The sequence below is a fragment of the Roseivivax isoporae LMG 25204 genome (genome assembly GCF_000521865.1).
GTDB classification, from domain to species: Bacteria; Pseudomonadota; Alphaproteobacteria; order Rhodobacterales; family Rhodobacteraceae; genus Roseivivax; species Roseivivax isoporae.
Genome location: NZ_JAME01000035.1, coordinates 1 through 23758, shown reverse-complemented (window position 1 = coordinate 23758; position 23758 = coordinate 1). Strand labels below are relative to the sequence as shown.

Annotated in this window: 20 protein-coding genes; 6 read left to right on the top strand and 14 right to left on the bottom strand. The window is 69.6% G+C overall.

Annotation, left to right across the window (positions count from 1 at the left end; genetic code table 11):
• Positions 1 to 153: 153 nt before the first annotated feature.
• The gene (locus RISW2_RS18580; protein ID WP_043774019.1) at positions 154 to 1044 is read right to left on the bottom strand and encodes a LysR family transcriptional regulator; all 891 of its coding nucleotides are present in this window, start codon (positions 1042 to 1044) and stop codon (positions 154 to 156) included.
• Positions 1045 to 1144: 100 nt separating this feature from the next.
• Between RISW2_RS18580 and RISW2_RS18575 the strand changes: the two genes are divergently transcribed.
• The 5 genes from RISW2_RS18575 to RISW2_RS18555 all read left to right on the top strand — a co-directional run bounded on the left by RISW2_RS18575 (position 1145) and on the right by RISW2_RS18555 (position 3633).
• The gene (locus tag RISW2_RS18575; RefSeq protein WP_043773967.1) at positions 1145 to 1645 is read left to right on the top strand and encodes a lactoylglutathione lyase family protein; all 501 of its coding nucleotides are present in this window, start codon (positions 1145 to 1147) and stop codon (positions 1643 to 1645) included.
• Positions 1646 to 1735: 90 nt separating this feature from the next.
• On the top strand, positions 1736 to 2359 hold the full coding sequence (nthA, locus tag RISW2_RS18570) for a nitrile hydratase subunit alpha (protein ID WP_043773965.1): 624 nt from the start codon (positions 1736 to 1738) through the stop codon (positions 2357 to 2359).
• Positions 2356 to 3027: a nitrile hydratase subunit beta gene (nthB, locus tag RISW2_RS18565; RefSeq protein WP_043773963.1), complete on the top strand. Its 672-nt coding sequence runs from the start codon at positions 2356 to 2358 to the stop codon at positions 3025 to 3027. The genes nthA and nthB overlap by 4 nt, the downstream gene beginning before the upstream one ends.
• Positions 3024 to 3365 (top strand): nitrile hydratase accessory protein, encoded by a 342-nt coding sequence (locus RISW2_RS18560; protein ID WP_043773960.1) that lies wholly within the window; start codon positions 3024 to 3026, stop codon positions 3363 to 3365. The genes nthB and RISW2_RS18560 overlap by 4 nt, the downstream gene beginning before the upstream one ends.
• A 55-nt stretch (positions 3366 to 3420) precedes the next feature.
• Positions 3421 to 3633, top strand: a complete 213-nt coding sequence (locus RISW2_RS18555) for a TOBE domain-containing protein (protein ID WP_043773958.1) — start codon at positions 3421 to 3423, stop codon at positions 3631 to 3633.
• Here RISW2_RS18555 and RISW2_RS18550 read toward each other — a convergent pair.
• From RISW2_RS18550 to RISW2_RS18530, 5 genes are all read right to left on the bottom strand, one after another.
• Positions 3606 to 4403, bottom strand: a complete 798-nt coding sequence (locus RISW2_RS18550) for an ABC transporter ATP-binding protein (RefSeq protein ID WP_043773956.1) — start codon at positions 4401 to 4403, stop codon at positions 3606 to 3608. The genes RISW2_RS18555 and RISW2_RS18550 overlap by 28 nt on opposite strands.
• Positions 4400 to 5497: a FecCD family ABC transporter permease gene (locus RISW2_RS18545; protein ID WP_341872018.1), complete on the bottom strand. Its 1098-nt coding sequence runs from the start codon at positions 5495 to 5497 to the stop codon at positions 4400 to 4402. The genes RISW2_RS18550 and RISW2_RS18545 overlap by 4 nt, the downstream gene beginning before the upstream one ends.
• Positions 5394 to 6425: an iron ABC transporter substrate-binding protein gene (locus tag RISW2_RS18540; RefSeq protein WP_051492146.1), complete on the bottom strand. Its 1032-nt coding sequence runs from the start codon at positions 6423 to 6425 to the stop codon at positions 5394 to 5396. The genes RISW2_RS18545 and RISW2_RS18540 overlap by 104 nt, the downstream gene beginning before the upstream one ends.
• Before the next feature lie 6 nt (positions 6426 to 6431).
• The gene (locus RISW2_RS18535) at positions 6432 to 7244 is read right to left on the bottom strand and encodes a molybdate ABC transporter substrate-binding protein (protein WP_043773954.1); all 813 of its coding nucleotides are present in this window, start codon (positions 7242 to 7244) and stop codon (positions 6432 to 6434) included.
• Positions 7245 to 7388: 144 nt separating this feature from the next.
• Positions 7389 to 8312, bottom strand: a complete 924-nt coding sequence (locus RISW2_RS18530) for a cation diffusion facilitator family transporter (protein ID WP_043773952.1) — start codon at positions 8310 to 8312, stop codon at positions 7389 to 7391.
• 335 nt (positions 8313 to 8647) lie between these two features.
• On the opposite strand from RISW2_RS18530, the gene RISW2_RS23625 reads away from it, so the two are divergent.
• A complete protein-coding gene (locus RISW2_RS23625) occupies positions 8648 to 15148 on the top strand; it encodes a choice-of-anchor I family protein (protein ID WP_051492145.1) in 6501 nt (2166 codons plus the stop codon).
• A gap of 63 nt (positions 15149 to 15211) precedes the next feature.
• Here the strand turns inward: RISW2_RS23625 and RISW2_RS18520 are convergent, their stop codons facing one another.
• The 8 genes from RISW2_RS18520 to RISW2_RS25075 all read right to left on the bottom strand — a co-directional run.
• Positions 15212 to 15898 carry an endonuclease/exonuclease/phosphatase family protein gene (locus RISW2_RS18520; protein WP_043773951.1) on the bottom strand — a complete coding sequence of 229 codons (687 nt, stop codon included), beginning with the start codon at positions 15896 to 15898 and terminating at the stop codon, positions 15212 to 15214.
• Entirely contained in the window at positions 15898 to 17307 is a 1410-nt protein-coding gene (gene cls, locus RISW2_RS18515; RefSeq protein ID WP_244437643.1) for a cardiolipin synthase, read from the bottom strand. The genes RISW2_RS18520 and cls overlap by 1 nt, the downstream gene beginning before the upstream one ends.
• Before the next feature lie 94 nt (positions 17308 to 17401).
• A complete protein-coding gene (locus RISW2_RS18510; protein ID WP_051492144.1) occupies positions 17402 to 18142 on the bottom strand; it encodes an aspartate/glutamate racemase family protein in 741 nt (246 codons plus the stop codon).
• 1 nt (position 18143) lies between these two features.
• Entirely contained in the window at positions 18144 to 19445 is a 1302-nt protein-coding gene (locus RISW2_RS18505; protein ID WP_043773948.1) for a TRAP transporter large permease, read from the bottom strand.
• Positions 19442 to 19999, bottom strand: coding sequence for a TRAP transporter small permease subunit (locus RISW2_RS18500; protein WP_043773946.1), 558 nt, complete (start codon positions 19997 to 19999; stop codon positions 19442 to 19444). The genes RISW2_RS18505 and RISW2_RS18500 overlap by 4 nt, the downstream gene beginning before the upstream one ends.
• Before the next feature lie 26 nt (positions 20000 to 20025).
• Positions 20026 to 21060, bottom strand: coding sequence for a TRAP transporter substrate-binding protein (locus RISW2_RS18495; RefSeq protein ID WP_043773945.1), 1035 nt, complete (start codon positions 21058 to 21060; stop codon positions 20026 to 20028).
• Between the two features lie 213 nt (positions 21061 to 21273).
• On the bottom strand, positions 21274 to 22107 hold the full coding sequence (locus RISW2_RS18490; protein WP_043773943.1) for a MurR/RpiR family transcriptional regulator: 834 nt from the start codon (positions 22105 to 22107) through the stop codon (positions 21274 to 21276).
• A gap of 359 nt (positions 22108 to 22466) precedes the next feature.
• Positions 22467 to 23758 (bottom strand): P-loop ATPase, Sll1717 family (locus RISW2_RS25075; RefSeq protein ID WP_162164344.1); only part of this gene is annotated, 1292 nt, incomplete at its 5' end.

The following is a 23758-nucleotide window of genomic DNA, read 5'->3' as shown; positions in this document are numbered from 1 at the left end:
TCGCGCCGCCCGCACGCCCTCCGCGGATCGGAGCGGGTGCACCCGCTTCGTGGCCTGATCGGGCCGCAGGCAGAATACCTCGGGCGGTACGAACGATGAGCCTGATCGGAGACACTGGGGGCGCCATGGGGCGCCCCTTTCTTCGTGCGACCCTCAGCGCAGGCGCCGGGCGACGGTCTCGATCAGGCCGGCGGCGTGCGTCAGCCGGGCCGGCAGCGGGCGCCCCCGCCGCGCGGCCAGCCACAACTCGTGCCAGCGCCGCCGGGGCAGGGGCGCAATGCGCAGCAGGTCCTTGCGCGCGTAGGCCTCGACCCCGCTGCGCGGCAAGAGCGTGTAGCCCGTGCCCTGCGCCACCGGCGCGGGGATCTGGCCAATCTGGTTAACGAAGGCGCGCACGCGCAGGCGGTCGGCGCCCGGATACGCGCCGGGAAAGTTCAGGTGCAGGAGGTCGTCGGCATAGGCATAGCCGTCGGGATGCGCGATGAAGCCCCGCGCCTCGAGATCCGCGAAGGCCGGCGCGGCGGCGGGCGCGTCCGCCGGCAGGACGAGGCAGAGCTCCTCGCGGCCGAGGGCGCGTGCCTCGAGCCGGGCATGGCCCGGGTCTGCGCCCAGCACGCCCAGGTCGAACCGCCCGTCGAGGAGCCCCGCGAGGACGCTCGCCTGCGGTGCCGCCTCGAGGTGGACCGAGAGCTGCGGGGCGTCCTGCATCCAGGGCTGCAGCGCCGGCAGAAGCAGGTTGGCGAAGCTGCCCGAGCAGGCGATGTGTACCGCGCCCGCGTCACGGTCGTCGGCACGGATGCCCGCGCGCAGCTGCGCCTCCTCCTCCCGGCGCGCGCGGCCGAGGTCGAACACCGCCTCGCCCGCCGGGGTCAGGACAAAGCTCTTGCCCTGCCGCGCGATCAGCCGCTCGCCGAGCGCCTCCTCGAGCTTGCGCAGGTGCTGGGACACGCCGGGTTGTGTCATGTTGAGCCGCTCCGCGGCGCGGGTGAAGTGCCCGGTCTCGCAGAGCGTGGTGAATGTCTCGAGCCAGGTAGCGTTGAGCACGTTCAAGAACTTGGCGTTATGATTTACATGAGAAACGATAATTTCACATGGACCGTTCGGATGTCTACCTCCTGCGCAACGGACAGAGACGGAGACGACCGTGACGACCCCCACCCCCCGCACCTTTTCCCATATCGGCCTGTCGGTGCCCGACCTCGACGCGGCCGTGGACTTCTATTCCCGCGTCCTCGGGTTCTACGTGGTGATGCGCCCGACCGAGGCCGTCGAGGACGGCAGCGCCATCGGCGTGATGTGCACCGACGTGTTCGGTCCGGGCTGGGGATCGCTGCGGATCGCGCACCTCGCCACCGCCGACGGCATCGGCATCGAGCTCTTCGAGTTCCCGGGGAACCACGCCCCGGCGGAAAAGCTCGAGCACCGGCGCCACGGCGTGTTCCACTTCGCGGTGCAGGACCCGGACGTCGAGGGGCTCGCGGAGCGCATCGTCGCGGCGGGCGGCCGGCAGCGGATGCCGGTGCGCGAATACTACCCGGGCGAGAAGCCCTACCGGATGGTCTATGTCGAGGACCCGTTCGGCATCGTGTTCGAGCTCTACAGCCACAGCTACGAGCTGACGTATTCCGCCGGAGCCTATGCCTGACCGCCGGGGCCGCTCTGCCCCGCCGGCCGGCGGGGCGGTCGCCGCACGCGGCGCTTGCGTGCGGATCCCGCGAGGCGCTAGGGTCGGGGCGTGCCACACGATCACCACGACCACGACGCCCCCCACGCGCTCCTGCCGCCGGACCCGGCGCTCCGGGTGCGCGCGCTGGAGACCATCCTGACGCGCAAGGGGCTGATCGATCCCGCCGCGGTCGACGCGATCATCGACACCTACGCGCGGGACATCGGGCCGCAGAACGGCGCGGCGGTGGTCGCGCGGGCCTGGACCGACCCGGGGTTTCTCGGCGCGCTGCGGCAGGACGCGAGCGCCGCGATTGCCGTCATGGGGTTCGGCGGGCGGCAGGGCGAACACGTGGTCGCGGTCGAGAACACCCCGACCGTGCATAACGTCGTCGTCTGCACGCTCTGCAGCTGCTACCCGTGGCCGCTCCTCGGAATCCCGCCCGCGTGGTACAAGTCGGATGCCTACCGCGCGCGGACCGTGCGCGAGCCGCGCCGCGTGCTGGCCGAATTCGGCCTCGTCCTGCCCGAGGAGACCCGCATCCGCGTGTGGGATTCGACGGCCGAGATCCGCTACCTCGTGATCCCCATGCGGCCGGCGGGCACCGAGGGGCTTTCGGCGGACGAGCTCGCGCGCTGGGTCACCCGCGACGCGATGATCGGCACCGGGCTGCCGGTGCGGCCGTCCGCATGAGCCGGGTCCACGACATGGGCGGGCGCTACGGCGACGGCCCGATCGACCCGTCAGAGGACGACCTGCCTTTTGCCCGCGACTGGCATCGCGCGGCGCTGGGCCTGACGCTCGCCACGGGCGCCCTCGGCGCGTGGAGCATCGACGCCTCGCGCCGTGCGCGCGAGAGCCTGCCCGCCGCCGACTACAACCGCCTCGGATATTACGAGAAATGGATCGCGGCCCTGGCCGACCTGCTGGTCGAGCGCGGCCTCGCCACCCGGGACGACCTGGTGACGGTCGACCTGCCGCAGGAGCCGCTGTCGCCCCGCGCGCTGCGGGCGGAGGCCGTGGCAGGCGCGCTGTCCCGCGGCAGCCCGAGCCTGCGGGAGGGTCCGGCGCCGCGCTTTGCCGACGGAGCGCGGGTGCGCACGCGGCTGCCCGCGCGCAACATGTGGGTGCCGGGCGGCCACACGCGCCTGCCGGACTACGCGGCGGGGCATGCGGGGCGGATCGTCGCCTGCCGCGGCTGCCACGTGCTGCCCGACACCAACGCGCATTTCCTGGGCGAGCGGCCGGAGCCGCTCTACACCGTCGCCTTCGACGCCGAGGCACTCTGGGGCGTGGCGGAACGGCCGGGGGACGAGGTGATGCTCGACCTCTGGGAAAGCTACCTGGAGCCCGAGCCGTGACGCCCGCCGACGCCCCGCGGTTCGAGGCGCCGTGGCATGCCGAGCTCTTCGCGATGACCGTGCATCTGAACAAGCAGGGCGCCTTCAGCTGGTCCGACTGGACCGCGGCCCTGGGCGAGAGCCTCGCGCGGGCGCGCGCCGCGTCGGGGGCACCCCTCGACGGCGGCGACGACTATTACCTTGCCTGGCTCGACGCGCTCGAGACGCTGCTGGAACAGGCGGGCACCGCGCCCGGGGCCGAACGCCGCGCGATGCGCGCGGCCTGGCGCGAGGCCTATCTCGCCACGCCGCACGGCGCGCCGGTCACGCTCGGGGCCTCGGGGCGCGACGGGGGTTGAAATCCGCCCGTCGCGCATGACCTTCTCCCCTGACCCAAGGCGGAAGGACCATCGGATGAAACTCAGTGCACGCAACACCCTCAAGGGCACCGTCGTCGGCGTCGACAAGGGCGCGGTGAACGCCACCGTGCGGATCGACGTGGGCGGCGGCACGGTCATCACCTCGATGATCACCAACGAGGCGGTCGAGGAACTGGGCCTCGCCGAGGGCAAGACCGCCTATGCCGTGATCAAGGCGTCTCACGTGATGGTGGCGGCCGAGGACTGAAGCGCCGGCAGGCAGACCCGGCGCCCGGACGCGGTACGCTCGACGGTCAGCGGCACGCCGTAGATCGCGGTCAGCCGCTCGGCCGTCAGCACCGTATCCGCGGGGCCGGCCGCGACGATTCGCCCGCCCGACAACGCCAGCACGCGCGCGCCGAGCGCCAGCGCCTGGTCGGGGTCGTGGGTCGACAGGATCACGCCGCGCCCCGCGCCGGGACGCGCCAGCGCCGCGATGCGGTCGAGCACCGCCAGCCGATTGCCGAAGTCGAGGCTCGCCGTCGGTTCGTCCATGACGATGAGCGGCGCCTCCTGCGCCAGCGCCCGCGCGATCAGGACCAGCTGGCGCTGTCCGCCCGAAAGGCGCGCATAGTCGCGCCCGGCGAGGTCGGCGATGCCGAGCGCGTCCAGCGCCTGCAGCGCCATGCCGCGATCGGCGGCCGAGGGCTGGGCAAAGGCGCCGATGCGCGCGGTCCGCCCCATGAGCACGACATCGAGCGCGTCGAACGGGAAGGGGGGCGTGTGCGCCTGCGGGACGTAGGCCACCGACCGCGCCACCTGCCGCCGGGACAGCCGTGCGATGTCGTGGCCGTCGAGCGTCAGGCGCCCCCCGAGCCGGGGCAGGAGCCCGAGCAGCGTGCGGAAGAGGGTCGTCTTGCCGCAGCCATTCGGCCCGAGCAGGCAGACGATCTCGTCCGGGCCGAGGTCCAGCGACAGGCCGCTGCCGATCGCGACGCGGCCGTGGCCGATGGCGAGGTCGCGGGCGGCGATCCTCACGTCCAGCCCCGCCGACCCGAGGCGAGGAGCCAGACGAAAACCGGCGCGCCGATCACCGCGGTCAGGATGCCGAGCGGCACCTCGATCGCGGCGAGCGTGCGCGCGGCAGTGTCGACGACCAGGAGGTAGCCCGCGCCGATCAGCGCCGAGGCGGGCAGGAGCCGCGCGAAGGCCGGGCCGACCAGCATCCGCGCGATGTGCGGAATGACGAGCCCCACCCAGCCCACGACGCCCGCGACCGCGGTGACCGAGGCGGTCACCAGCGTCGCCGCCGCGATCACGAGGAGCCGGACGCGCGCGGCCTCGATCCCGAGCGCGCGCGCCTCCTCGTCGCCCATGGACAGCACGTTGATCCGCCAGCGCAGGAGGACGAGCGGCACGAGCCCCAGGGCCACCGCGGGCAGCGCGGGCAGGATGTCGTCCGAAGTGACGGAGGCGAGCGAACCGAGGAGCCAGAAGGTGATCGCCGGCAGCTGGTCGTAGGGATCGGCCAGCACCTTGAGGAGCGAGGTCGCCGCGCCCGCGAGCGCGCCGATGACGACGCCCGTCAGCACCAGCGTCAGGACCCGGTCTCCGCCCCGGACCGCGGCCGCGACCGCCATCACCACGGCGACCGCCACCAGTCCGCCCGCGAAGGCCGAGAGCTGGATCAGCGCGACCGGCAGCGCGAGGAAGATCCCCGCGACGGCGCCGAGCCCCGCGCCCGCCGACACGCCGAGGATGTCGGGCGAGACGAGCGGGTTGCGGAAGAGCGCCTGGTAGCTCGCACCCGCCGCGGCGAGCGCCGCCCCGACAAGGCAGGCACCCGCGACGCGGGGCAGGCGGATCCGGTTCACCACGATGTCGGCCTGCGGATCGCCGAGGCCGATCAGCGCCGCGACCGTCTGCAGGGGCCCGATCGCGTAGGGTCCGACCATGAGCGCCGCGAAGGCGAGGATCGCGAGGACCGACGCGAGGGCCGCGTTCAGGCCGATGCCGCGCGGGCCCGCGTCACTCCGGCGGCCGGCCCTCTGCCCATTCGAGCAGGCGGTCGAGCTCGGCGTCGCCGAGATCGACCTGGTACCATGTCCTGTAGAACTCGGCCGTCTCGTCACGCAGGTCCCCTTCCCAGCGGTCCGGATAGAAGAGTCGCGCCATCCAGATCAGCCCCATCATGCGGTTGAGCGAGGGCGGCCTGTCGATCCAACCGAAGGGCGCGGTGGGCGACAGGTAGACGCGGCCGTTCTCCACCGCCTCGATACCGGCCCATAGCGGATCGGTCCACACGCGGTCGTGGAAGGTGCGGTCCCACGTCACGATCACCTCGGGATCCGCGACGATCAGCTGCTCGGGCGAGGCGCGCACGAGGCCGCGGGTGCGTCCGCCGTCGTCGGCCACGTTCACGCCGCCCGCGCGCTCGATGATCTCGGTGTTGATCGACCCCGTCATCCCGGTCTCGAGCCCGTCCGGCCCGCGGGCGAGGTAGGTGCGCGGCCGCGCCTCCTGCGGCACGTCGGCGAGGATCGCGTCGAGGCGGGCAAAGATCGCCTCGGCCTCCTGCGCCAGCATCTCGCCGCGCTCCGGCCGGCCCAGCACCTCGCCGAGAAGGCGCAATGCCTCGGGCGTGTTCTCGAACCGGCCGTCGATCAGGATGTAGGGGATGCCGGTCTGCGCCTGAACCCGGTCGGCGAGGTCGGCATAGGTGTCGCGCACCGATCCGAAATCGAGGATCAGGTCCGGCGCGACCTCGAGCACCCGCTCGAGATTCGCCTCGCCGCCGCGCCCGGTGAGCCGCCCGGTCTCCGGCAGGTCGCGGTAGGGCGGCGCGATGTAGTCGCGCTCCTCGGGCCGCAGGGCACGCGGCCAGCCGGTCAGCGTCTCGGGCGCCACCACGTAGAGAAGGATCGACGCGGGCGGACCCGCGGCGAAGACGCGCGCGATGTCGTCCGGCACCTCGACCACGCGGCCGGCGCTGTCGGTCACGGTGCGCGCCGTCGCGGGCAGGGCGGCCACCAGGGCCACGGCCAGGAGACGCAGGAACATGGCGCATCACTCCTTGGGCAGGGCGGGGGCGTCGAAGCCGTGGGCGGCGAGCACGGCCTGCCCCTCGGGCGACAGGATGTGCAGGGCCAGCCGCGTCGCCGCCCCGGGCGCGCCGTCGCGCACGAGGAGGCCGTAATCGGCGCCGACGGACAGGGCGTCCGGGATCGCCACGATCTGCAGGTCCGGCACCTCGCGCGCCGCCAGCACGGCATTGGTGCAGTAGGTCAGGAAGAGATCGGCACGGTCGCTTTCCATCACCCAGGCGTAGGTGTTGCGGCCCTCTGGCGCGGCGGGGCTGTCGGGCCCGCCGGTCAGCTGCCGCGCCTTGCCATCGAGCGCGGCGCCCGCGCCGGGCCGCAGCGCGTCGGCCCGTTCGAAGAGCTGCCAGGCATAGTCTCCCGAAGGATCGGCCCCGGGCGTCGAGGTGCCGAGCCGCGTCGCGTCGTCCAGCATCACGTCGAGTAGCGTGTCGGGCCTCACCGCAAGCCCGGGTCGCGCCAGCGCGCAGAGCCGGTTGCGCGCGAAGAGGACCACGGGGCCGCCATGCCCGGCCTCGGCCAGCGCCCGCGGATGGTCCAGGTTCGCCGAGGCGAAGACATGGGCGGGGGCGCCGCCCTCGATCTCTTCCCGCATGAGGCCGGAGGGGCCGAACCGCGTTGTCACCTCGACGCCCGTCGCGGCCGCGAACGTGTCGGCCACTTCCTGCAGCGCCGTCTTGAGGCTGCCCGCGGCGACGAGCGTGACGGGCTCCTCCGCGTCGGCCGGGCCGGCCGCCATCAGCGCGAGCGCCCCGAGCGCTGACAGGATGGAATTGCGCATGACCCGGTGCTCCTCATGCCTGCCGCCTGCATGTCGCTGCGTTCTCTCCCGCATTCGCCACTCTGGCAAAGCCGTCAGGGCCGGGGAAGGGGAAAATGCAAGATAATGCAGTCGGACGCGCAATGGCGGGCCGGACCGTGGCCCTCAGGCCTGCTGCCCGTGCCCGTAGAGGACCGCGTCGCAATGGGCGTGATCGGCATGTTCGAACTCTAGGCTCGAATGGCGGATGCCGAAGCGGTCGTGCAGGCGGTGCTTGATCTCGCGCTTGATGGCCTCGATCCGCGACCAGTCCTCGGCCGCGACCACCACGTGGCAGTCGAGCGCCGCCTCGTGTTCCTGCATCTGCCAGAGGTGCACGTGGTGCACGCCGCAGACGCCGGGCACGTCCTGCATCGCGCGCACCACGCCGTCGCCGTCGATGTCGGGGGGGCTGCCGAGCATGAGGGTGCGGACCGGGCCGCCGATTTCGGACCCGGCAAGCCAGAGGATGTAGAGCGCGATCAGGATCGTGATCGCCGGGTCGACCCAGCGCAGGTCGTAGAGGAGGATCAGCGTGCCGCCGAGGATCACCGCGACCGAGGCGAGCGCGTCCGACAGGTTGTGCAGGAACAGCGCGCGGATGTTCACGCTGCCCTTCTGCATGGAATAGGTCAGCACCGCGGTCAGCGTGTCCACCACCAGGGCGACGGCGCCGAGGATCACCACCGTCCAGCCCTGCACCTGCGGCGGATCGACGAGCCGCATGCCGCCCTCGTAGACGAGGTAGACGCCCACGAGGATGAGCGTTGTGTAGTTGATCAGCGCCGCGACGATCTCGATCCGGGCATAGCCGAAGGTCATGCGCTTGTCCGCCGGTCGGCGCGCGATCTTGCGCGCGGCGAAGGCGATCACCAGCGACGCCATGTCCGAGAAGTTGTGCAGCGCGTCCGCCACCAGCGCGAGAGAGCCCGACAGGAGCCCCCCGACGATCTGCGCGAGGGTCAGGAGCGCGTTGGCCCAGATGGCGATCGACACCCGCCGGTCGCCGGATTCGGGGTCGATGTGAACGTGGCCGTGATCGTGGGGCATGGTCCCTCCGTCGGAGCGCGGGCGGGACGTCCCGTGCGGCAGGGGCACGGCCCGCCGGTCCTAGAGACACCCGTCGCGCGGAGGACGCAAGGGCCGGTCCGGCGCCCCGTCCCGTCGGGCGGCGCGGTCGGTATCGGCGGATCATTGCCCATGCGCGTCGATTCAAGACGCTTCACGCGGAGCGATTTCAACCTCAGGATGTGAGTGCGGAGAGTTATACAAAATCGTTACGATTCCGTTTGCCGTCTGTCACGGACCCCGACGCACGGTATCGCCCGGGCGCATCGGGCCGCTTCCTGCGGGGGCGATGCGGAATTTTCCTGGGGGACATTTCCATGAACGCAAAGATCAGCGAATTCCAGTCGAACCCGCCGGGCGCGGATCCGGCCTTCCAGTCGATAGAACTGGTCGGCACGCCGGGTGCCTCGTTCAGCGGCGTGCTGCTGTCGATCGAGAGCGACGCGGGCACCGCCAACGCGGGCAGCATCAACGATGTGGCGACGATCGAGGGCACGTTCGACGCGCAGGGCCTGCTGACGGCCTCGATCGCTGATCTCGAGAACCCGAGCTTCACGCTGGTTCTCGTGGACGGCTTCACCGGCACGACCGGCACCGATTTCGACAGTGACGACGACGGTACGCCCGACGTGGACCTCGCGGCGTTCGGCATCACCCAGGTGTTCGACGCCGTGGGCATCGCCGACGAGATCGCGGACGAGGCGCGGCTCTACGGCGCGGCACTGGGCGGGACCGATCTCGCCTCGATCGGGTTCGAGCCCGAGGTGGTGTTCCGCGCGGGATCGACCGGCGCCTTCTTCCAGGTGCGCCAGATCTCGGGAATTGGCGACCAGGTCTTCGACGCGGACGGCATGGCGGTCGACGGCACACTGTTCGACGCCGACCCGCAGGCCGGCACCACCTTCGGAGCGATCAACCCCGCTCTTCTCGACGATGGCGGCGTGCCCGAGACCGATTTCGTGCTCGAACTGCTGCACATCGCCGACCAGGAAGCGTCGGCCGGCGCCATCTCGGACGCGCCGAACCTGTCGGCCGTGGTGGCTGCGCTGCGCGCGCAGGATGCCGACGGCGACGGCAGCGCGGACGACAACACGCTGTTCCTGTCCTCCGGCGACGCGTTCATCCCGGGCGTCTTCTTCGATGCGGGTGCGGCGGTCTTCGGCGCGCCGGGCATCGCGGACGTGCAGATCCAGAACGAGCTGGGCCTCCAGGCGATCGCCCTCGGCAACCACGAGTTCGACCTCGGCACCGGGACGCTGGCCGGCCTGATCGACGGCACCGCCGCCGACAACGGCACGCTGAACGCGCTGATCGGCAGCGATTTCGCGGGCACGCTGTTCCCCTACCTGTCCACGAACCTCGACTTCTCGACCGATCCGAACCTCGCGCCGCTGGCCGTCGCGGGCGGCCAGACGCTTGATGCCTCGCTTGGCAACACGGTCACGTCCTCGACCGTGGCCGAGGTGAACGGCGAGCGCATCGGCATCGTCGGCGCGACCACGCCCACGCTTGCCAGCATCTCGAGCCCCGGCACCGTCGGCATCGCGCCCGCGCCCTTCGGCGCCACGCCCACGGCCGAACAGCTCGACGCGCTCGCGGCCGAGATCCAGGCCGAGGTCGACGCGCTCCTTGCGGCAGACCCGACCCTCGACAAGATCATCCTGCTCGCGCACATGCAGCGCATCGACATAGAGCTGTCCCTCGCCGAGCGGCTCGAGAACGTCGACATCATCGTCGCCGGCGGCTCGAACACGCGGCTCTTCGACGAGAACGACGTGCCGCGGTCGGGTGACAGCGACCAGGGCACGTACCCGCTCTTCGTCACCAATGCCGGCGGCACCACGACCGCGGTCGTGAACACCGACGGCAGCTACAAGTATGTGGGCCGGCTGGTCATCGACTTCGACGCGGACGGCAACATCATCCCGGCAAGCTACGACGCCGACGTGTCCGGCGCCTACGCGACCGACGATGCGGGCGTTGCGGCGCTGGGCGCGGAAGCCCTGGTCGACCCCGAGATCGAGGCGATCGTCGACGCGATCGAGGCCGAGATCATCGCGAACGAATCGAACGTGTTCGGCGTGTCGGACGTGTTCCTGAACGGCAACCGCTCGGGCGGGCCGACCGACGGCGTCCGCACGCAGGAAACCAACCTCGGCAACCTGACCGCCGATGCCAACCTCGCCATCGCCAAGGAGACGGACCCGACGGTGGTCGTGTCGATCAAGAACGGCGGCGGCATCCGCGCCTCGATCGGCGAGACGGTGGTTCCCCCGGGCGGCACCGAGGCCGTGCGCCTGCCGACGGCAGAGCTGCGCGACGGCGACGGCAACATCGTCAAGCCTGCGGGCGGCATCAGCCAGAACGACATCCAGACCGCGCTGGCCTTCAACAACGGGCTGACGCTCGTGACCCTGACCAAGGCCGAGCTGGTGGCGATCCTCGAGCACGGGGTGAGCGCGCTGCCGGGCGTCGCGGGGCAGTTCCCGCAGATCTCGGGCGTGCGGTTCTCGTTCGATCCCGACCTGCCGGCCGGCGACCGCATCCAGAGCGCGGCCGTGGTCGACGAGGCGGGCGAGATCCTGTCGGTCCTCGTGGAGGACGGCGAGATCGCGGGCGATCCCTCGGCGACGTTCCGGGTGGTGACGCTGAACTTCCTCGCGGGCGGCGGTGACGGCTACCCGTTCCCGACCGGAGATGCGGTCGACCGCGTCGACCTCTTCGACCTCGATGCCGACGGCACGGCGGACGGCACGCTGTCCGGCGACGCGACCTTCGCCGCCGACGGCACCGAGCAGGACGCGCTGGCCGAATATCTCGACGACACCTTCAACCCGGCCAACGGCGGCGTCGCCTATGGCGACGAGGACACCGCGGGCGATCTCGACGAGCGCATCCAGAATCTCGACCTGCGGGCCGACACGGTTCTGGGCGACGCGCCGGCGCCGGAGCCGCTCGTGCTCGAGGCGTCCCTCGTCACCGTCTTCCAGGGCCAGAGCAGCGATCCGGACGATGCGGAGGGTGCGTCCGAGGTGGTCGCGCACGAGGACGGCACGCTCTACGTCACGAACGGCAATCTCGGCCGCATCGACGTGTTCGACCTGACGGGCGCCGAGGCCCCGCGCACGATCGACCTGACCGGGCTGCCGGGCTTCGACGGCGTGCAGTCGGTCGCAGTCCGCAACGGCGTCGTCGCTGTCGCCATCGCCGCGCCGAACCTCGAGCGCACCATCGCGGGTACCACGTTCGAGGTGACGCAGCCGGGCTCGGTCGCGTTCTTCGATGCCACGACCCTCGAGCTCCTCAGCCAGGTGACGGTCGGCACACTGCCCGACCAGATCGTGTTCTCGGCCGACGGCACGTCGCTGCTCGTCGCCAACGAGGGGCAGTCGAACGGCGAGGACAGCCATTCCAACAACCCCGCCGGCACCGTGTCGGTGATCGACACGACCGACGCGACGCAGCCGACCGTGTCCACGCTCGGCTTCGACGACTTCAACGGTCTCGAGGACGCGCTGCGCGATGCGGGCATCCGCATCCGCGAGGGCATCTCCGCCTCGCTCGACTTCGAGCCCGAGTACATCGCGCTCAGCCCCGACGGCACGACCGCCTTCGTGTCGCTGCAGGAGAACAACGCGATCGCGCGGGTCGACCTCGCGTCGCTGACGGTGACCGAGATCTTCTCCCTCGGCACGCAGGACTTCTCGACCGTGGGGATCGACCCGAACGATGACGGCGTCATCGGCATCGGCACCTTCCCGAACCTCCAGGGCCTGCGCATGGCCGACGGCATCGCGAGCTTCGAGGTGGGCGGCGTGACCTACATCGCGACCGCGAACGAGGGCGACAGCCGCGGCGATCCGACCGACGATCTCGACGACGTGCCGTTCCCGGGCCGCGCCGACGAGGTGCGGGTGGGCGACATCCTCGACGGCGACGTCCCCGGCGTCTCGATCGATCCGTCGGTCGACACCACCGGCCTCGAGCGGCTGCTCGTCTCCGTGGTCGATGGCGACACCGACGGCGATGGCGACATCGACGTGCTGACCACGTTCTCGGCGCGGTCGTTCTCGATCTTCGACGCGGACGGCAACCTCGTCTTCGACTCGGGCGACGATTTCGAGCGCATCATCGCCGAAGTCGCGCCGGAGCGGTTCAACAACGACGACGGCGAGAACATCGCGACCGAGGACGACAACCGCTCCGACGCCAAGGGCCCCGAGCCCGAGGCGATCACAGTGGGAGAGGTCGACGGGCGCATCCTCGCCTTCATCGGTCTCGAGCGCGACAGCGGCATCATGGTCTACGACGTGACCGATCCGGCGAACGCGTCGTTCACGACCTACATCCCGCCGCTCTTCACCGGCGCGGCAGCACCGGGCCAGACCGCCTATCAGTCGCCCGAGATCGTCACCTTCATCCCGCAGGCGGAAAGCACCTCGCCCTACGCGCAGATCGCGGTGTCCTACGAGGTCTCCGGATCGACGGCGGTCTTCGACCTCGTGACACCGGTGACCATCATGGACATCCAGGGGGCGGGGCACGTGTCGCGCTTTGCGGGGTCCGAGGTCATCACCGGCGGGATCGTCACCGCCGTCGACTTCAACGGCTACTACCTGCAGGATGCGACCGGCGACGGCGACGCCGCCACGTCCGACGCGATCTTCGTCTTCACCGGGAACGGCGGCACGTCCGGCATCTCGGTCGGTGACGAGGTCCGCGTGCGGGGCGCGGTCAGCGAGTTCATTCCCGGCGGCGCGTCCTCCGGCAACCTCTCGACCACGCAGATCACCGACACCGGCGCCGCGGCGACCGAGATTCTGTCCTCGGGCAACGCGCTGCCCGCGGCGACGGTCCTCGGCGACGGCGGCCGGGCGATCCCGACCGAGGTCATCATCTCGGAGGACGAGCTTCCGGTGAACCTCCAGGAGGAGGCCGGCACGTTCAACCCCGAGACCGACGGCATCGACTTCTACGAAAGCCTCGAGGGGATGCGCGTCACGGTCGAGGACGCGGTGGCGATCTCGCCCACCAACAACTTCGACGAGACGTGGGTGCTCGCCAATGGGGGCGCCAACGCCACCCCGGGTCTCAACGACCGGGGCGGGCTCAACATCAACGCGGGAGCCGACGGCTACGGCGACCTCAACCCCGAGCGGATCCAGCTGCAGTACGACTCGTTCTTCGACCTGCTGCCCGACGGCTTCACGCCGCCCGACATCAACACGGGCGATGCGCTCGGCGACGTGACGGGTGTCGTGGGCTACGCCTTCGGCAACTTCGAGATCAACGTGACGGACGCCTTCTCGGTCGAGACCCCGAGCGCCAATGCCGCGGAGACCACGACGGTTGCCGCCGGCGACGACGTGCTGACGGTCGCGACCTACAACGTCCTGAACCTGACCTCGAACTTCGCCTCGGGTGACGACGAGGACGCGGATGCCGCGCAGATGGCGCTCCTCGGTCAGCAGATCGCGCAGAACCTGGGCGCGCCGGACATCATCGGCCTGCAGGAAATCCAGGACAATTCGGGCGTGAACTTCAACCTCGAGGACGGCGTCACCTCGGCCGACGAGACGCTCTCCGCGCTCATCGAGGCGATCGTCGCGGCCGGTGGCCCGCGCTACGAGTTCGTCGACAGCCTGGTCGACGTCGAGGGCGAGACGGGGGGCGTTCCGGGCGGCAACATCCGCAACGCCTATCTCTACAACCCCGACCGGGTCTCGCTGGTCGAGGCGGTGACGCTCGAGACGGCAGAGCTTGCCGCCTACGGCGTGACCAACACGGAGGCGTTCAACGACGCGTTCTCCCGCGATCCGCTGCTCGGCGTGTTCGAGTTCAACGGCGAACAGGTCACGCTCATCAACAACCACTGGGAATCGCGCTCGGGGTCCGAGCCGATCTTCGGGGGGCCGCAGCCGTTCTTCCAGAACGGCGAGGACTCGCGCGAACAGCAGGCGCTGGCGATCAACCAGGTGGTCGACGCGATCCTCGCGGACGACGCGGACGCGAACGTGGTGGTCCTCGGGGACCTGAACACCTTCGAGTTCACCGACGAGCTGGCCGAGGACCTGCCGGGAGCGGGTGCCGACAAGGTGCTGACGAACCTTGCCGACATCGCCGAGGGGGACGAGGCCTACAGCTTCAACTTCCAGGGCAATTCGCAGGCGCTCGACCACATCTTCGCCACGGCGGGCCTGACGGCCGGGGCGCAGGTCGACTACGTGCACGTGAACACCGACTTCGTGAACTTCGCCTCCGACCATGATCCGCTGGTCGCGGCGTTCCGCATCGAGGGCCCCGAGGACCTGTTCCTCTCCGGGACCAAGGGCCGGGACGTCCTGACCGGTGGACGCGGCGACGACCGGATCGTCGGCTTCGACGGGCGCGACTCGCTCGAGGGCGGCGACGGCGACGACCGGGTGATCGGCGGCGGCGGGCGCGACCTCGTGTCGGGCGGCGCGGGTAACGACACGCTCTGGGGCGGCGACGCCAACGACACGATCGTGGGTGGCGACGGCGACGATGTCATCCTCGGCGGACTCGGCCGCGACGACATCACCGGCGGCGGCGGCGACGACTGGATGTCGGGCTCGCTCGGGCGCGACACGTTCCGCTTCGTGGGCGATTTCGGCGACGACTCGATCCACCTCTTCGAGCGCCGGCAGGACGACATCGTGATCGAGGGGGCGACGGACGCGGACGTGACGCTGTCGCGGGACGGCCGCGACCTGCTGATCACCGTCGACGCCGAGGACACGTTCGGCACGATCCGGCTGCTCAACACGCAGGTCTTCGACTTCGTCGACTTCGTCTGACACCGGTCCCCGGACCGGACAGAGCGGCCGCGCCCCAAGCGCGGCCGCTTTCCGTTCGCGGGGTCAGGTCTGCGGGCCGGCCTCGACCCGGGCCCAGACCGGCAGGTGGTCCGAGGCGAGGCCCGCGAGCCCGCGTTCGGCCACGCCGTGGTCGAGCACGCGCACCGCGCGGCCATGCGCGAAGCGGTCGAGCGCCGCGACGGGGCGCGCCGCGTGGAAGGACGGCCCGGGCACCACGACGCGCAGCGTGCTGCGCCACGGCTCGAACCCGCGCACCGGCGACCATTCGTTGAAGTCGCCCGCGACGAGCGCGCTGTCGGCGCGAGGTCCCAGATGGCGCAGGATCGCCGCCATCTGCAGTTGGCGCCAGCGCCGCAGCAGACCGAGATGCGTTCCGACGACCCAGAGGTTGCCGACGCGCACCATCACCGCGCCGCGCGGCTCGAGCCCCGGCAGGTCGAGGCGGATCGCCTCGTCCACCTGCAGCCCGCGCCGGACGAGGATCGCGTTGCCGTGCCAGCCGATCCCGCGCGCGCCGGTCTCGAACTCGACGACCTGCAGCGAGGTGTCGCCCTCGATCAGGTCGCGGGGCAGGGCGGTCGGCCGCGCGCCGAGCCGCTTGTCCGCCTCCTGCAGCACCGCGATGTCCGGGTCGAGCCGGTCGAGCACGCTCAGCACCCGTCCGGGACGGCGGCGCCAGTCGAGCCCGACCGCCTTGCGGATGTTGTAGCTCACCACGTGCAGCGTCATCAGAGCACCGGCGCCAGGAGCCGCGCGAGCCGCGCACCCACCCGCATGGAGAGGCGCTGTTCCTCGAGCCGGCGGTCGAGCAGCGTCGCGTGCGCCATGTCGGCGCGCAGCATCTCCGCGACCTCCGACGCGAACCCTTCGTCCGCGATCGTGACCATGGTCTCGAAGTTGAGCCGGAACGAACGGTTGTCGAGGTTCGCCGTGCCGATCGCGGCGAGGTCGTCGTCGACCAGCACCACCTTCTGGTGCATGAAACCGTCCTCGTAGCGGAAGATCCGCACGCCCGCCGCGCGCATCTCGTCGAAATAGGCGAACGCGGCGAGCCAGGGCAGGTAGTGGTCGATCCGTGCCGGCATCAGGATGCACACGTCGCACCCCGCGAGCGCCGCGCACTTGAGCGCCGACAGCGTGTCGACATCCGGCACCACGTAGGGCGAGGCGATCCAGACCCGCCGGCGCGCCCGCGTGATCGCGGCGAAGAAGAAGAGCGCCCCGGTGTCGTGCAGGTCCGTCGGCCCCATCGGCACGGTGACCGCGTCGACACCGCCGGGCACCGGCCCGGCGGTCCAGTCGAGCGCGTCGTAGAGGAAGGTCCCGGTGTGCCAGTGCCAGTCCTGCACGAAGCCGAGCTGCAGTTGGGCCACGACCGGCCCCCTGAGCGCGAGGTGGGTGTCGCGCCAGTGCCCGAGCTCGGGGTCGAGGCCGAGATAGGTGTCGGCGACGTTGTGTCCGCCGAGGGTTGCCCAGCGTCCGTCGACCACCACGGTCTTGCGATGGTTGCGAAAGTTGATGCGGCTGCGCGATGTCCGGTGCACGCCCGCGTGCGGATCGGGAAACTCGACGCCCGCCTGCACGAGCCGGTGCCGGTAGCTCGAGGGAAGCCCGTAGCTGCCCACCCGGTCGCAGAGGAGCATGACCCGGACGCCGCGGGCGGCGGCCGCGATCAGCCGGTCTGCGAAGGCCGTGCCGAGCGCGTCGTCCTCGATGGTGTAGAACTGCGCCAGCACGTAGGTCTCGGCCCCGTCGATGGCGGCGAAGATGGCATCGAAGGTCGCGGTGCCGTCGACGAGGATCTCGGTCGCGTTGCCGGGCACGACGGGAAGGCCGCCCAGCGTCGAGAAGATGCCGAGCCGTTCCGCCGCCTTCGGCGGGCAGTCCGCCGCGGCGCCGGGCAGGCCGATGCTTTCGGTCGCCGCGAGCGTCCGGCGGTAGGACAGCCGGTCGGTGCGCATCTTGTGCTGGCCGAAGACGAAGAAGGCCGGGACCGCCGCCCAGGGCGCGGCGACGAGGAAGATCGTCCAGGCAACGGCGCCCTGCGGGGTGCGCGCGGTGGTCAGCGCGCTCCACACGCAGTAGGCCGCCGCCGAGACGAGCACGATGCCGAGGATTGCCGTGATGATGCCCGCCACGCAGGTCTCCCGCCGAGGGTCGATGTTCGCGGCATCATCCCGGAGACGCGGCGGTCCGCAAGGGCGAAACGCCCCGCGCGTGCGCGGGGCGTGGTCAGTCGCGGGCGAGAGCGGAGGCCCGTCGGCCCGTGCCGTGCCCGGCGCGGGCCGATGGGCGGCGGTCCTGGCGCGCGGCGGCATCGGCCAGAAGCACCGCCGCCTCGATGCAGTCGATGACCGGCAGGCCGTGCCGGGCCGAGAGCGCCGCCGCGCGGCCGGTGAGCCCGCCCGAGCCCAGCACGATGGCGCCCGCGCCGTCCATGTTGCGCGCCGTCTCGATGGTCGCGTCGAGCCGCGCGTCGGTCTCGTCGCCTCCCGCGGCGGCGGAGGACACGCCGATGCCCGCGGCGCGCACGCTGCACTGCCCGGCGACGCCCATGGCCTCGACCAGCGCGCGGATGCCCGGGACCATGGTCTCGACCGTGGTGACGATGCCGAAGCGCGGCGCGAAGAGGCGCGCGACCGCCAGGGAGGCCTCGACCGCGTCGACGACCGGCGCGCGCAGGAAGCGCCGCGCCGCGCCGACCGCGATGTCGTCGAAGCAGGCCATGACGTAGCCGTCGTAGCCGCGGTGCCGCGACAAGAGGTCGAGGGCGTGCGGTTCGGCCCGGCGGCGGTCGGCCAGCGTCTCGATGGCCTCGGGGCCCTCGCTGGGCTGGACCGCGAGCGCCACGCAATCGGGACCGAGCACGCGGTCGGCGCTGGCCTGCACCCGCGCGGTGACGCGCGGGTTGGCGTTGGGGTTCACCACGAGGAGCCGGCGGGGCGCGGGCCCGGAACGGGCGGTCGCGTCCATCTCAGCGCCCCGCCGCCATGTCGGGCAGGAAGAGCGCGATCCCCGGCACGAGGATCAGGAGCCCCGCGAACACGATCATGATCCCCACGAAGGGCAGCGCCCCGCGGATCACGTCGTTGAAGTCGCCCCCGCCCTTGCGGACGCCCTGCACCACGAAGAGGTTCATGCCCACGGGCGGCGTGATGAGGCCGATCTCGCACATGACCACCACGAACACGCCGAACCAGATCGGGTCGACGCCGAGCGCCGTGACCATGGGCACCGCGATCGGCACCGTGAGCACCAGCATCGACATGGCGTCCATGAACATGCCGAGGATGACGTAGAACAGCACGAACAGCAGCAGGAGCGTCGTCGGGCTGAGCCCGAGGCCCGTCACCCAGCGGGTGACCGCCTGCGTGCCGCCGGTCATCGACAGCGTCACGTTGAGAAGGAGCGCGCAGACGATCACGAGGATCACCATGCCGCTCGTCTTCGCGGACTGCACGAAGCAGCTCTCGAGCAGTGCCCAGTTGAGCCGGCCGTTGCGCCAGACGAACCAGAAGGCCGCCATCACGCCCAGGGCCGCGCTTTCGGTCGGCGTGGCGAGCCCGCCATAGATCGACCCCATGACGATCCCGAAGATGACCGCGGGCGGCACGAGGTGGCGCAGGAGCCGGCGCTTCTCGGCCGGGGACACCTCGGCCGCGGCGCCGCTGCGGCCGGCATCCGGGTAGGCCACGGCCACGTAGGCCATGAAGAGCCCCGTCAGGATCAGCCCCGGCAGCAGCCCCGCGATGAAGAGCTGGCCCACCGACACGTTGGCGAGCGAGCCGTAGACCAGCAGGTTGACCGAGGGCGGGATCAGGATGCCGAGCGTGCCGCCCGCGGCGAGCGTGCCGAGCGCCGGGCGCACCGGGTAGTCGCGCGCGTCAAGCGCCGGCAACGCGATGGTGCCGACCGTCGCCGCCGTGGCGACCGAGGACCCGGAGGTCGCGGAGAAGAGCGCGCAGGTCCCGATGTTGGTATGCAGAAGACCGCCCGGCAGCCGGCCGAGCCACACGGCGAGCGCGTCGAACATCTTGTCCGCGATCCCGCCGCGCAGCAGCAGCTCTCCGAGGAGCATGAAGAGCGGGATGGCGGTCATCACCGGGTTGTTGAGCGTGCCCCAGACGACGCCGCCCATGGTCTCGACGAGCGGCATGCCGTAGGCGAGGTACCCGCCGACGCCGCCCACCGACAGGATCGCCACGGCGACAGGCATCGACAGGAACATGAGGAGCAGCATCACGAGGAAGCCGCCGCCGATCACGGTGATGCTCATGCGCGTGCCTCCAGGTCGGAGAGTTCCTGCGCCAGTTCCTCCTCGACGGAATCCGGGCCGAAATCGCGCACCAGCGTCGCGGTGTCCCCCGTGAGCGCCGCGAGCAGCGCGCGCCCGGCAAGGACGACGGTGCCGAGGGTGAAGACCGCCATGCCGGCAAGCCACGCGGCCTGCGGCCAGATGAGCGGCGTCATCCACGGCGTCTGCGCCACCGATCCGAAGAGCCGGGTCTCCTGAACGGTGCGGTAGGTGAAGGTCAGCAGGTAGAGCGCGAGGAGCGCGAGCGTCAGCGCCGCCACGAGATTCATCGCCGCCTTCATCCCGCGCGGCATCCGCATGTGAAGGAGGTTAATGCGGATATGGCTCTGTTCCGCCGCGGCGACGGCGAAGCAGAGCGGCGCGCCGACGGCGATGGCATAGCCCGACAGCTCGTCGACGCCGGCGAGCGAGTGGTTGAAGAGCTTGCGCAGGACGGTCTCGACCGCGATGACGACGCAGAGCGCCGTCATCATAAGGCCGAAGACCACCGCGCAGAGGCGGGAATAGGACTGCATCTCGGTCCTCCCTCCGGGTCCGGCGCTCAGAGCCCGAGCTTGGCGCCGACGGTGGCCATCCAGTCCGCCTCGCAGCTCGGGGTCACGGCGTTGCACTGCGCGGTCCAGGCGGGCAGGGACGAGCCCACCAGCGCCTGCGACACCGCGGCGAGGTCGGCGTCGGACACCGGCGCGGCCGTCAGCGCGTAGGGTGTCCCGTGGGTGCAGGGCTCCTGCCCGGTATTGCAGTTCATCGCGTCGGTGTAGAGTTCCTCGGAATAGGTCCAGATGTCCGAGACGAGTGTGTCCATGGCCGCCTGCAGCTGGTCCTGCTGCGCGGGCTCGAGCGCGTTCCACGTGTCGAGGTTGATGGCGTAGCCGTTCATGGCGAGCTGCAGCGCGATCGGCAGGACCGTGGTCGTGACCTCAGGCCAGCCGCCGGAATTGGCCGAGGACGGCCCGGTGATGGCGCAGTCGACCACGCCGCGCGCGAGCGATTGCTGCACCTCGCCGAAGGGCAGGGGCACGCCGGTCGCGCCGAACTGCCCGACGAAGGCCGCGGCCGACTGGTCGCCCACGCGCACCTTCAGCCCCTCGAGATCGGCGAGCGAGCCGATCTCGGGCTTGCAGAACACGACCTGAGGGCCCGCCGGCCAGACGCCGAGAAGCTTGGCGTTGAACCGCTTCTGCACGGCGGCGTCGACCACGGGCAGGAAGGCCTCGGCATTCGCGCGGCCGCTCTCGAAATCCGGGTTCAGGCCCACGAGGTCGAGGCCCAGCATCGCGGGCTCGTCGCGGCTGACCTGGGGCCCGCGCACCGACACGATGTCGAAGAGCCCGGTGCGCAGCACCCGCATCCCGTCGGTGTCGGGGATGCCCGCGACATCGACGGGCAGGTATTCCACCGCCACGTCCATGCCCGAGGTCTCGGCGAAGCGCTCGAAGAAGGGCTGCTCCTTCTGCTGCTGGATCAGGCCCGATCCGACGGGCTGGCCCAGCACGCGCAGGGTGACGGTGTCGGCCGGGGCGGCCACGGCGCCGGCAAGGCAGAAGGCTGCGGCGGAGGCGAGAAGTCTGGTCATGGGCGAAGTCCTCTCTGTCGGAGGCGCGCCGCGGGGGACGCGCGGGATGTGGTTCTTGTTGTCCGTGCGTCACATGAAAACACATTTTCTTCATAAAGGAAGCGTCGCGTATCCGCGAAACGCGGTTTTCTCTCAAGCACCCGTCGCTGCACGGAAAGACGGCGCGTTTTCGCGCCGTCTGCCCGCTTCCGCAGCGGAATGTTCAGGGATCGTTCAGAGCTCGCCGAGCGAATCGTTGGCGGATTCGATCGCGGCGAGCCGTCGGCGGCCGGTCTCTCCGGCGGCCGCGATGGTCCGGTTCGCCACGAGGTTCAGCACGCCCATGACCGAGACGTGGCTGAAGAGCGGACCGGGAGACCCGGTGCGGCAGCGGATGTGCCAGTCCACGTCGGCCCGCGGGCCGACGCTCTCGTCGGTGATGTAGGCGACACGCGCGCCCGCCCCGAGCGCCGCCGCGAGGATCGCCTCGGTCTGCGCCACGCGCCGCCGCAGCCCGAAGAGGATCACCACGTCGTCCCGGCGGATGCTCGCGAGGTGTTCTCCCAGCGTCTCGCCGCTCCGCGGGATCGCCGCCGTCGTCTCGAGCACCTGCACGAGCTGCCAGTTGAGGTAATGGGCGAGGGGAGCCGCCGCGCGGAACCCCACGATCCACACCTTGCGCGCGGCGAGAAGTGCCGCCGCCAGCCGTTCAACCGCGCCCTGCTCGAGCCCGTCGAGCGTCTGGTGCAGGTTGCGGATGTCGCTTTCGGCATAGGCGCGCGGATCATCCGAGGCCGGCGCGCGCACGTCCCCGAGATAGAGCCGCGAGCCGCTCGCCTGCTCCTCGCGCGCATGCCGCCGCGCCTCCTCGTAGGAGCCGTAGCCCAGCCGCCGCACGAACCGGCTCACGGTCGCGTTCGACACGCCCGCGAGGTCCGCCAGTTCGGACGCGGAATAGCTCGCGAGCTCGCCCGGGAAATCCGACACGAGCTCCCCGAGCCGGCGCTCGGCGGGGTGCAGGTCGTCGAGATGCCGACGCACCCGCGACAGGAAGGATGGCTCGGCCATGGAACCCGGTGAAAATCACTTTTCGCTTCGCGCCCCGAGACCTTTCCACAGGACGCGCCCGACGGGAAGCCCGAAGGCAACGCTGGCGGTGACTTGGTGGCTTGGCTGCTGAAGTGGTGCCCGGGGGCGGAATCGAACCACCGACACGAGGATTTTCAATTGGTCTGTTGATCCGCGCACGCTGTCTCAGGATCGCTCAACCCATAACGTAGCCGGTTGAAAACCTTGGTCTTTGCGCTCGGCAGATCGTCTCGACCCGTCTCGCGCCGGAGCATTCAAGCACGCCGCTCCTGCTACCCCAGCGATACCCAAGGACGCCGAAGACCACACTCAATTGTACCCTTCGATCCTTGGGCCGATCACTCATGAATAACGTCATTTCTTTCGATGTACTCGTCGCTGTATGCGCAGACCACGCGCCCAACATCCGAATCCAATGAAAGGTATTCACAGAAGATCGGATGGATCACGTAACTAGCTTCCATCTTAGCCTCATCCGAAAGCGACTCAAATACACGCATTCCATCCGAAAAGACGAAGACATCCTTTGACTTTCCTCCACCTCTCATCTGCGCGCTAGTGAGTTCAACCCCAATGAATCCAATTTCGTACAAAAGAGACAGCTTTTCAATTGGATCGTCTAGCCGAATTAGCCCACCGCTTGTAAGAAACGGTGTCCGGGATACTCTCATCTTAAAGTCCTCAAACGACAACGTAATTGGAGATTTATCAAAAGCTCCGATTATCTTTTTGATGTTTGTAATACTGCTCTGAAACTCCTTGATGAACTCTGTACCAATAACATCATATGTCGTACGAGAAATGATATCCTTAACCAAATCCGCATCTAAGACTTTTGAGTGCTTTCTGCTGTACTTCATATTCGTGAGAATTGCAGCTACGTAAAATATAAAGTCTCGTGGGCGCCAGAAGGTATGGCGCAGAAGGTACTTGAAGAAGGAGAGAGTAATAACATTGCCACCAACCCTCATTTCGATGGATCGAGGAATGCTGAGTTCCTTCGCCATAAGAACCTCCTCAAGACGATCCAAGGGAGACAACTGTTTGTCCGAAGAAATAGTGGTAAGCCCCTCCAAGCGCTTTCTAATCAGGATCGAAAGTTCCAACGCGGACCATTGCAAATTTGCAGCCAGCGCTCGATATCGATAATCATCACGCTCGGTACTTCTGACCTCAAGATAACGATCTTGAGGTATTGTGATGCAAAAAGCTATTTTATCTTGCACCACCTCGTCGCTCGACCGAAGTTCGAGAACGCTTCGTAGTAATCCCTTGAGCCAACCAATCTCAAATTGGATCCGATTGTCCTTCTCCTCGCCATCCATACTGCTCATGATGGAATTCGAAGACCGAAAGTCCTCAAACCGTTGATCAAATCCGTCCAAGGCAAAGACAAAATGGCGACTGCAGGCGTAAATGCATCTCGACAGCGCGTCAAGTTGATCCACTCCTATCACTGATGACACTATTTCATCCACTGCGAGTTTTGCCGAGACTCTCGCAAAGAAGTCCATACCAGCGGGGATTTCTTGGATGGTGTGGTTTACGTACGCTTGTACGGCTTCGCAAACTCCAACAAATTCTGACCAACGAAGCTTTTGCCTCTTTGAACTGGCCCCGGTTTCGACCG

What these genes read in the sequence shown, in the direction of transcription:
- RISW2_RS18535 (WP_043773954.1), bottom strand. Translation starts at nt 7,244, where the DNA reads ATGCGCAATTCCATCCTGTCAGCGCTCGGGGCGCTCGCGCTGATGGCG.
- RISW2_RS18520 (WP_043773951.1), bottom strand. Translation starts at nt 15,898, where the DNA reads ATGACGCTGCACGTGGTGAGCTACAACATCCGCAAGGCGGTCGGGCTC.
- RISW2_RS18510 (WP_051492144.1), bottom strand. Translation starts at nt 18,142, where the DNA reads ATGGACGCGACCGCCCGTTCCGGGCCCGCGCCCCGCCGGCTCCTCGTG.
- RISW2_RS18540 (WP_051492146.1), bottom strand. Translation starts at nt 6,425, where the DNA reads ATGTTCCTGCGTCTCCTGGCCGTGGCCCTGGTGGCCGCCCTGCCCGCG.
- RISW2_RS18500 (WP_043773946.1), bottom strand. Translation starts at nt 19,999, where the DNA reads ATGCAGTCCTATTCCCGCCTCTGCGCGGTGGTCTTCGGCCTTATGATG.
- nthB (WP_043773963.1), top strand. Translation starts at nt 2,356, where the DNA reads ATGAGCCGGGTCCACGACATGGGCGGGCGCTACGGCGACGGCCCGATC.
- RISW2_RS18555 (WP_043773958.1), top strand. Translation starts at nt 3,421, where the DNA reads ATGAAACTCAGTGCACGCAACACCCTCAAGGGCACCGTCGTCGGCGTC.
- RISW2_RS18530 (WP_043773952.1), bottom strand. Translation starts at nt 8,312, where the DNA reads ATGCCCCACGATCACGGCCACGTTCACATCGACCCCGAATCCGGCGAC.
- RISW2_RS23625 (WP_051492145.1), top strand. Translation starts at nt 8,648, where the DNA reads ATGAACGCAAAGATCAGCGAATTCCAGTCGAACCCGCCGGGCGCGGAT.
- RISW2_RS18505 (WP_043773948.1), bottom strand. Translation starts at nt 19,445, where the DNA reads ATGAGCATCACCGTGATCGGCGGCGGCTTCCTCGTGATGCTGCTCCTC.
- RISW2_RS18495 (WP_043773945.1), bottom strand. Translation starts at nt 21,060, where the DNA reads ATGACCAGACTTCTCGCCTCCGCCGCAGCCTTCTGCCTTGCCGGCGCC.
- RISW2_RS18490 (WP_043773943.1), bottom strand. Translation starts at nt 22,107, where the DNA reads ATGGCCGAGCCATCCTTCCTGTCGCGGGTGCGTCGGCATCTCGACGAC.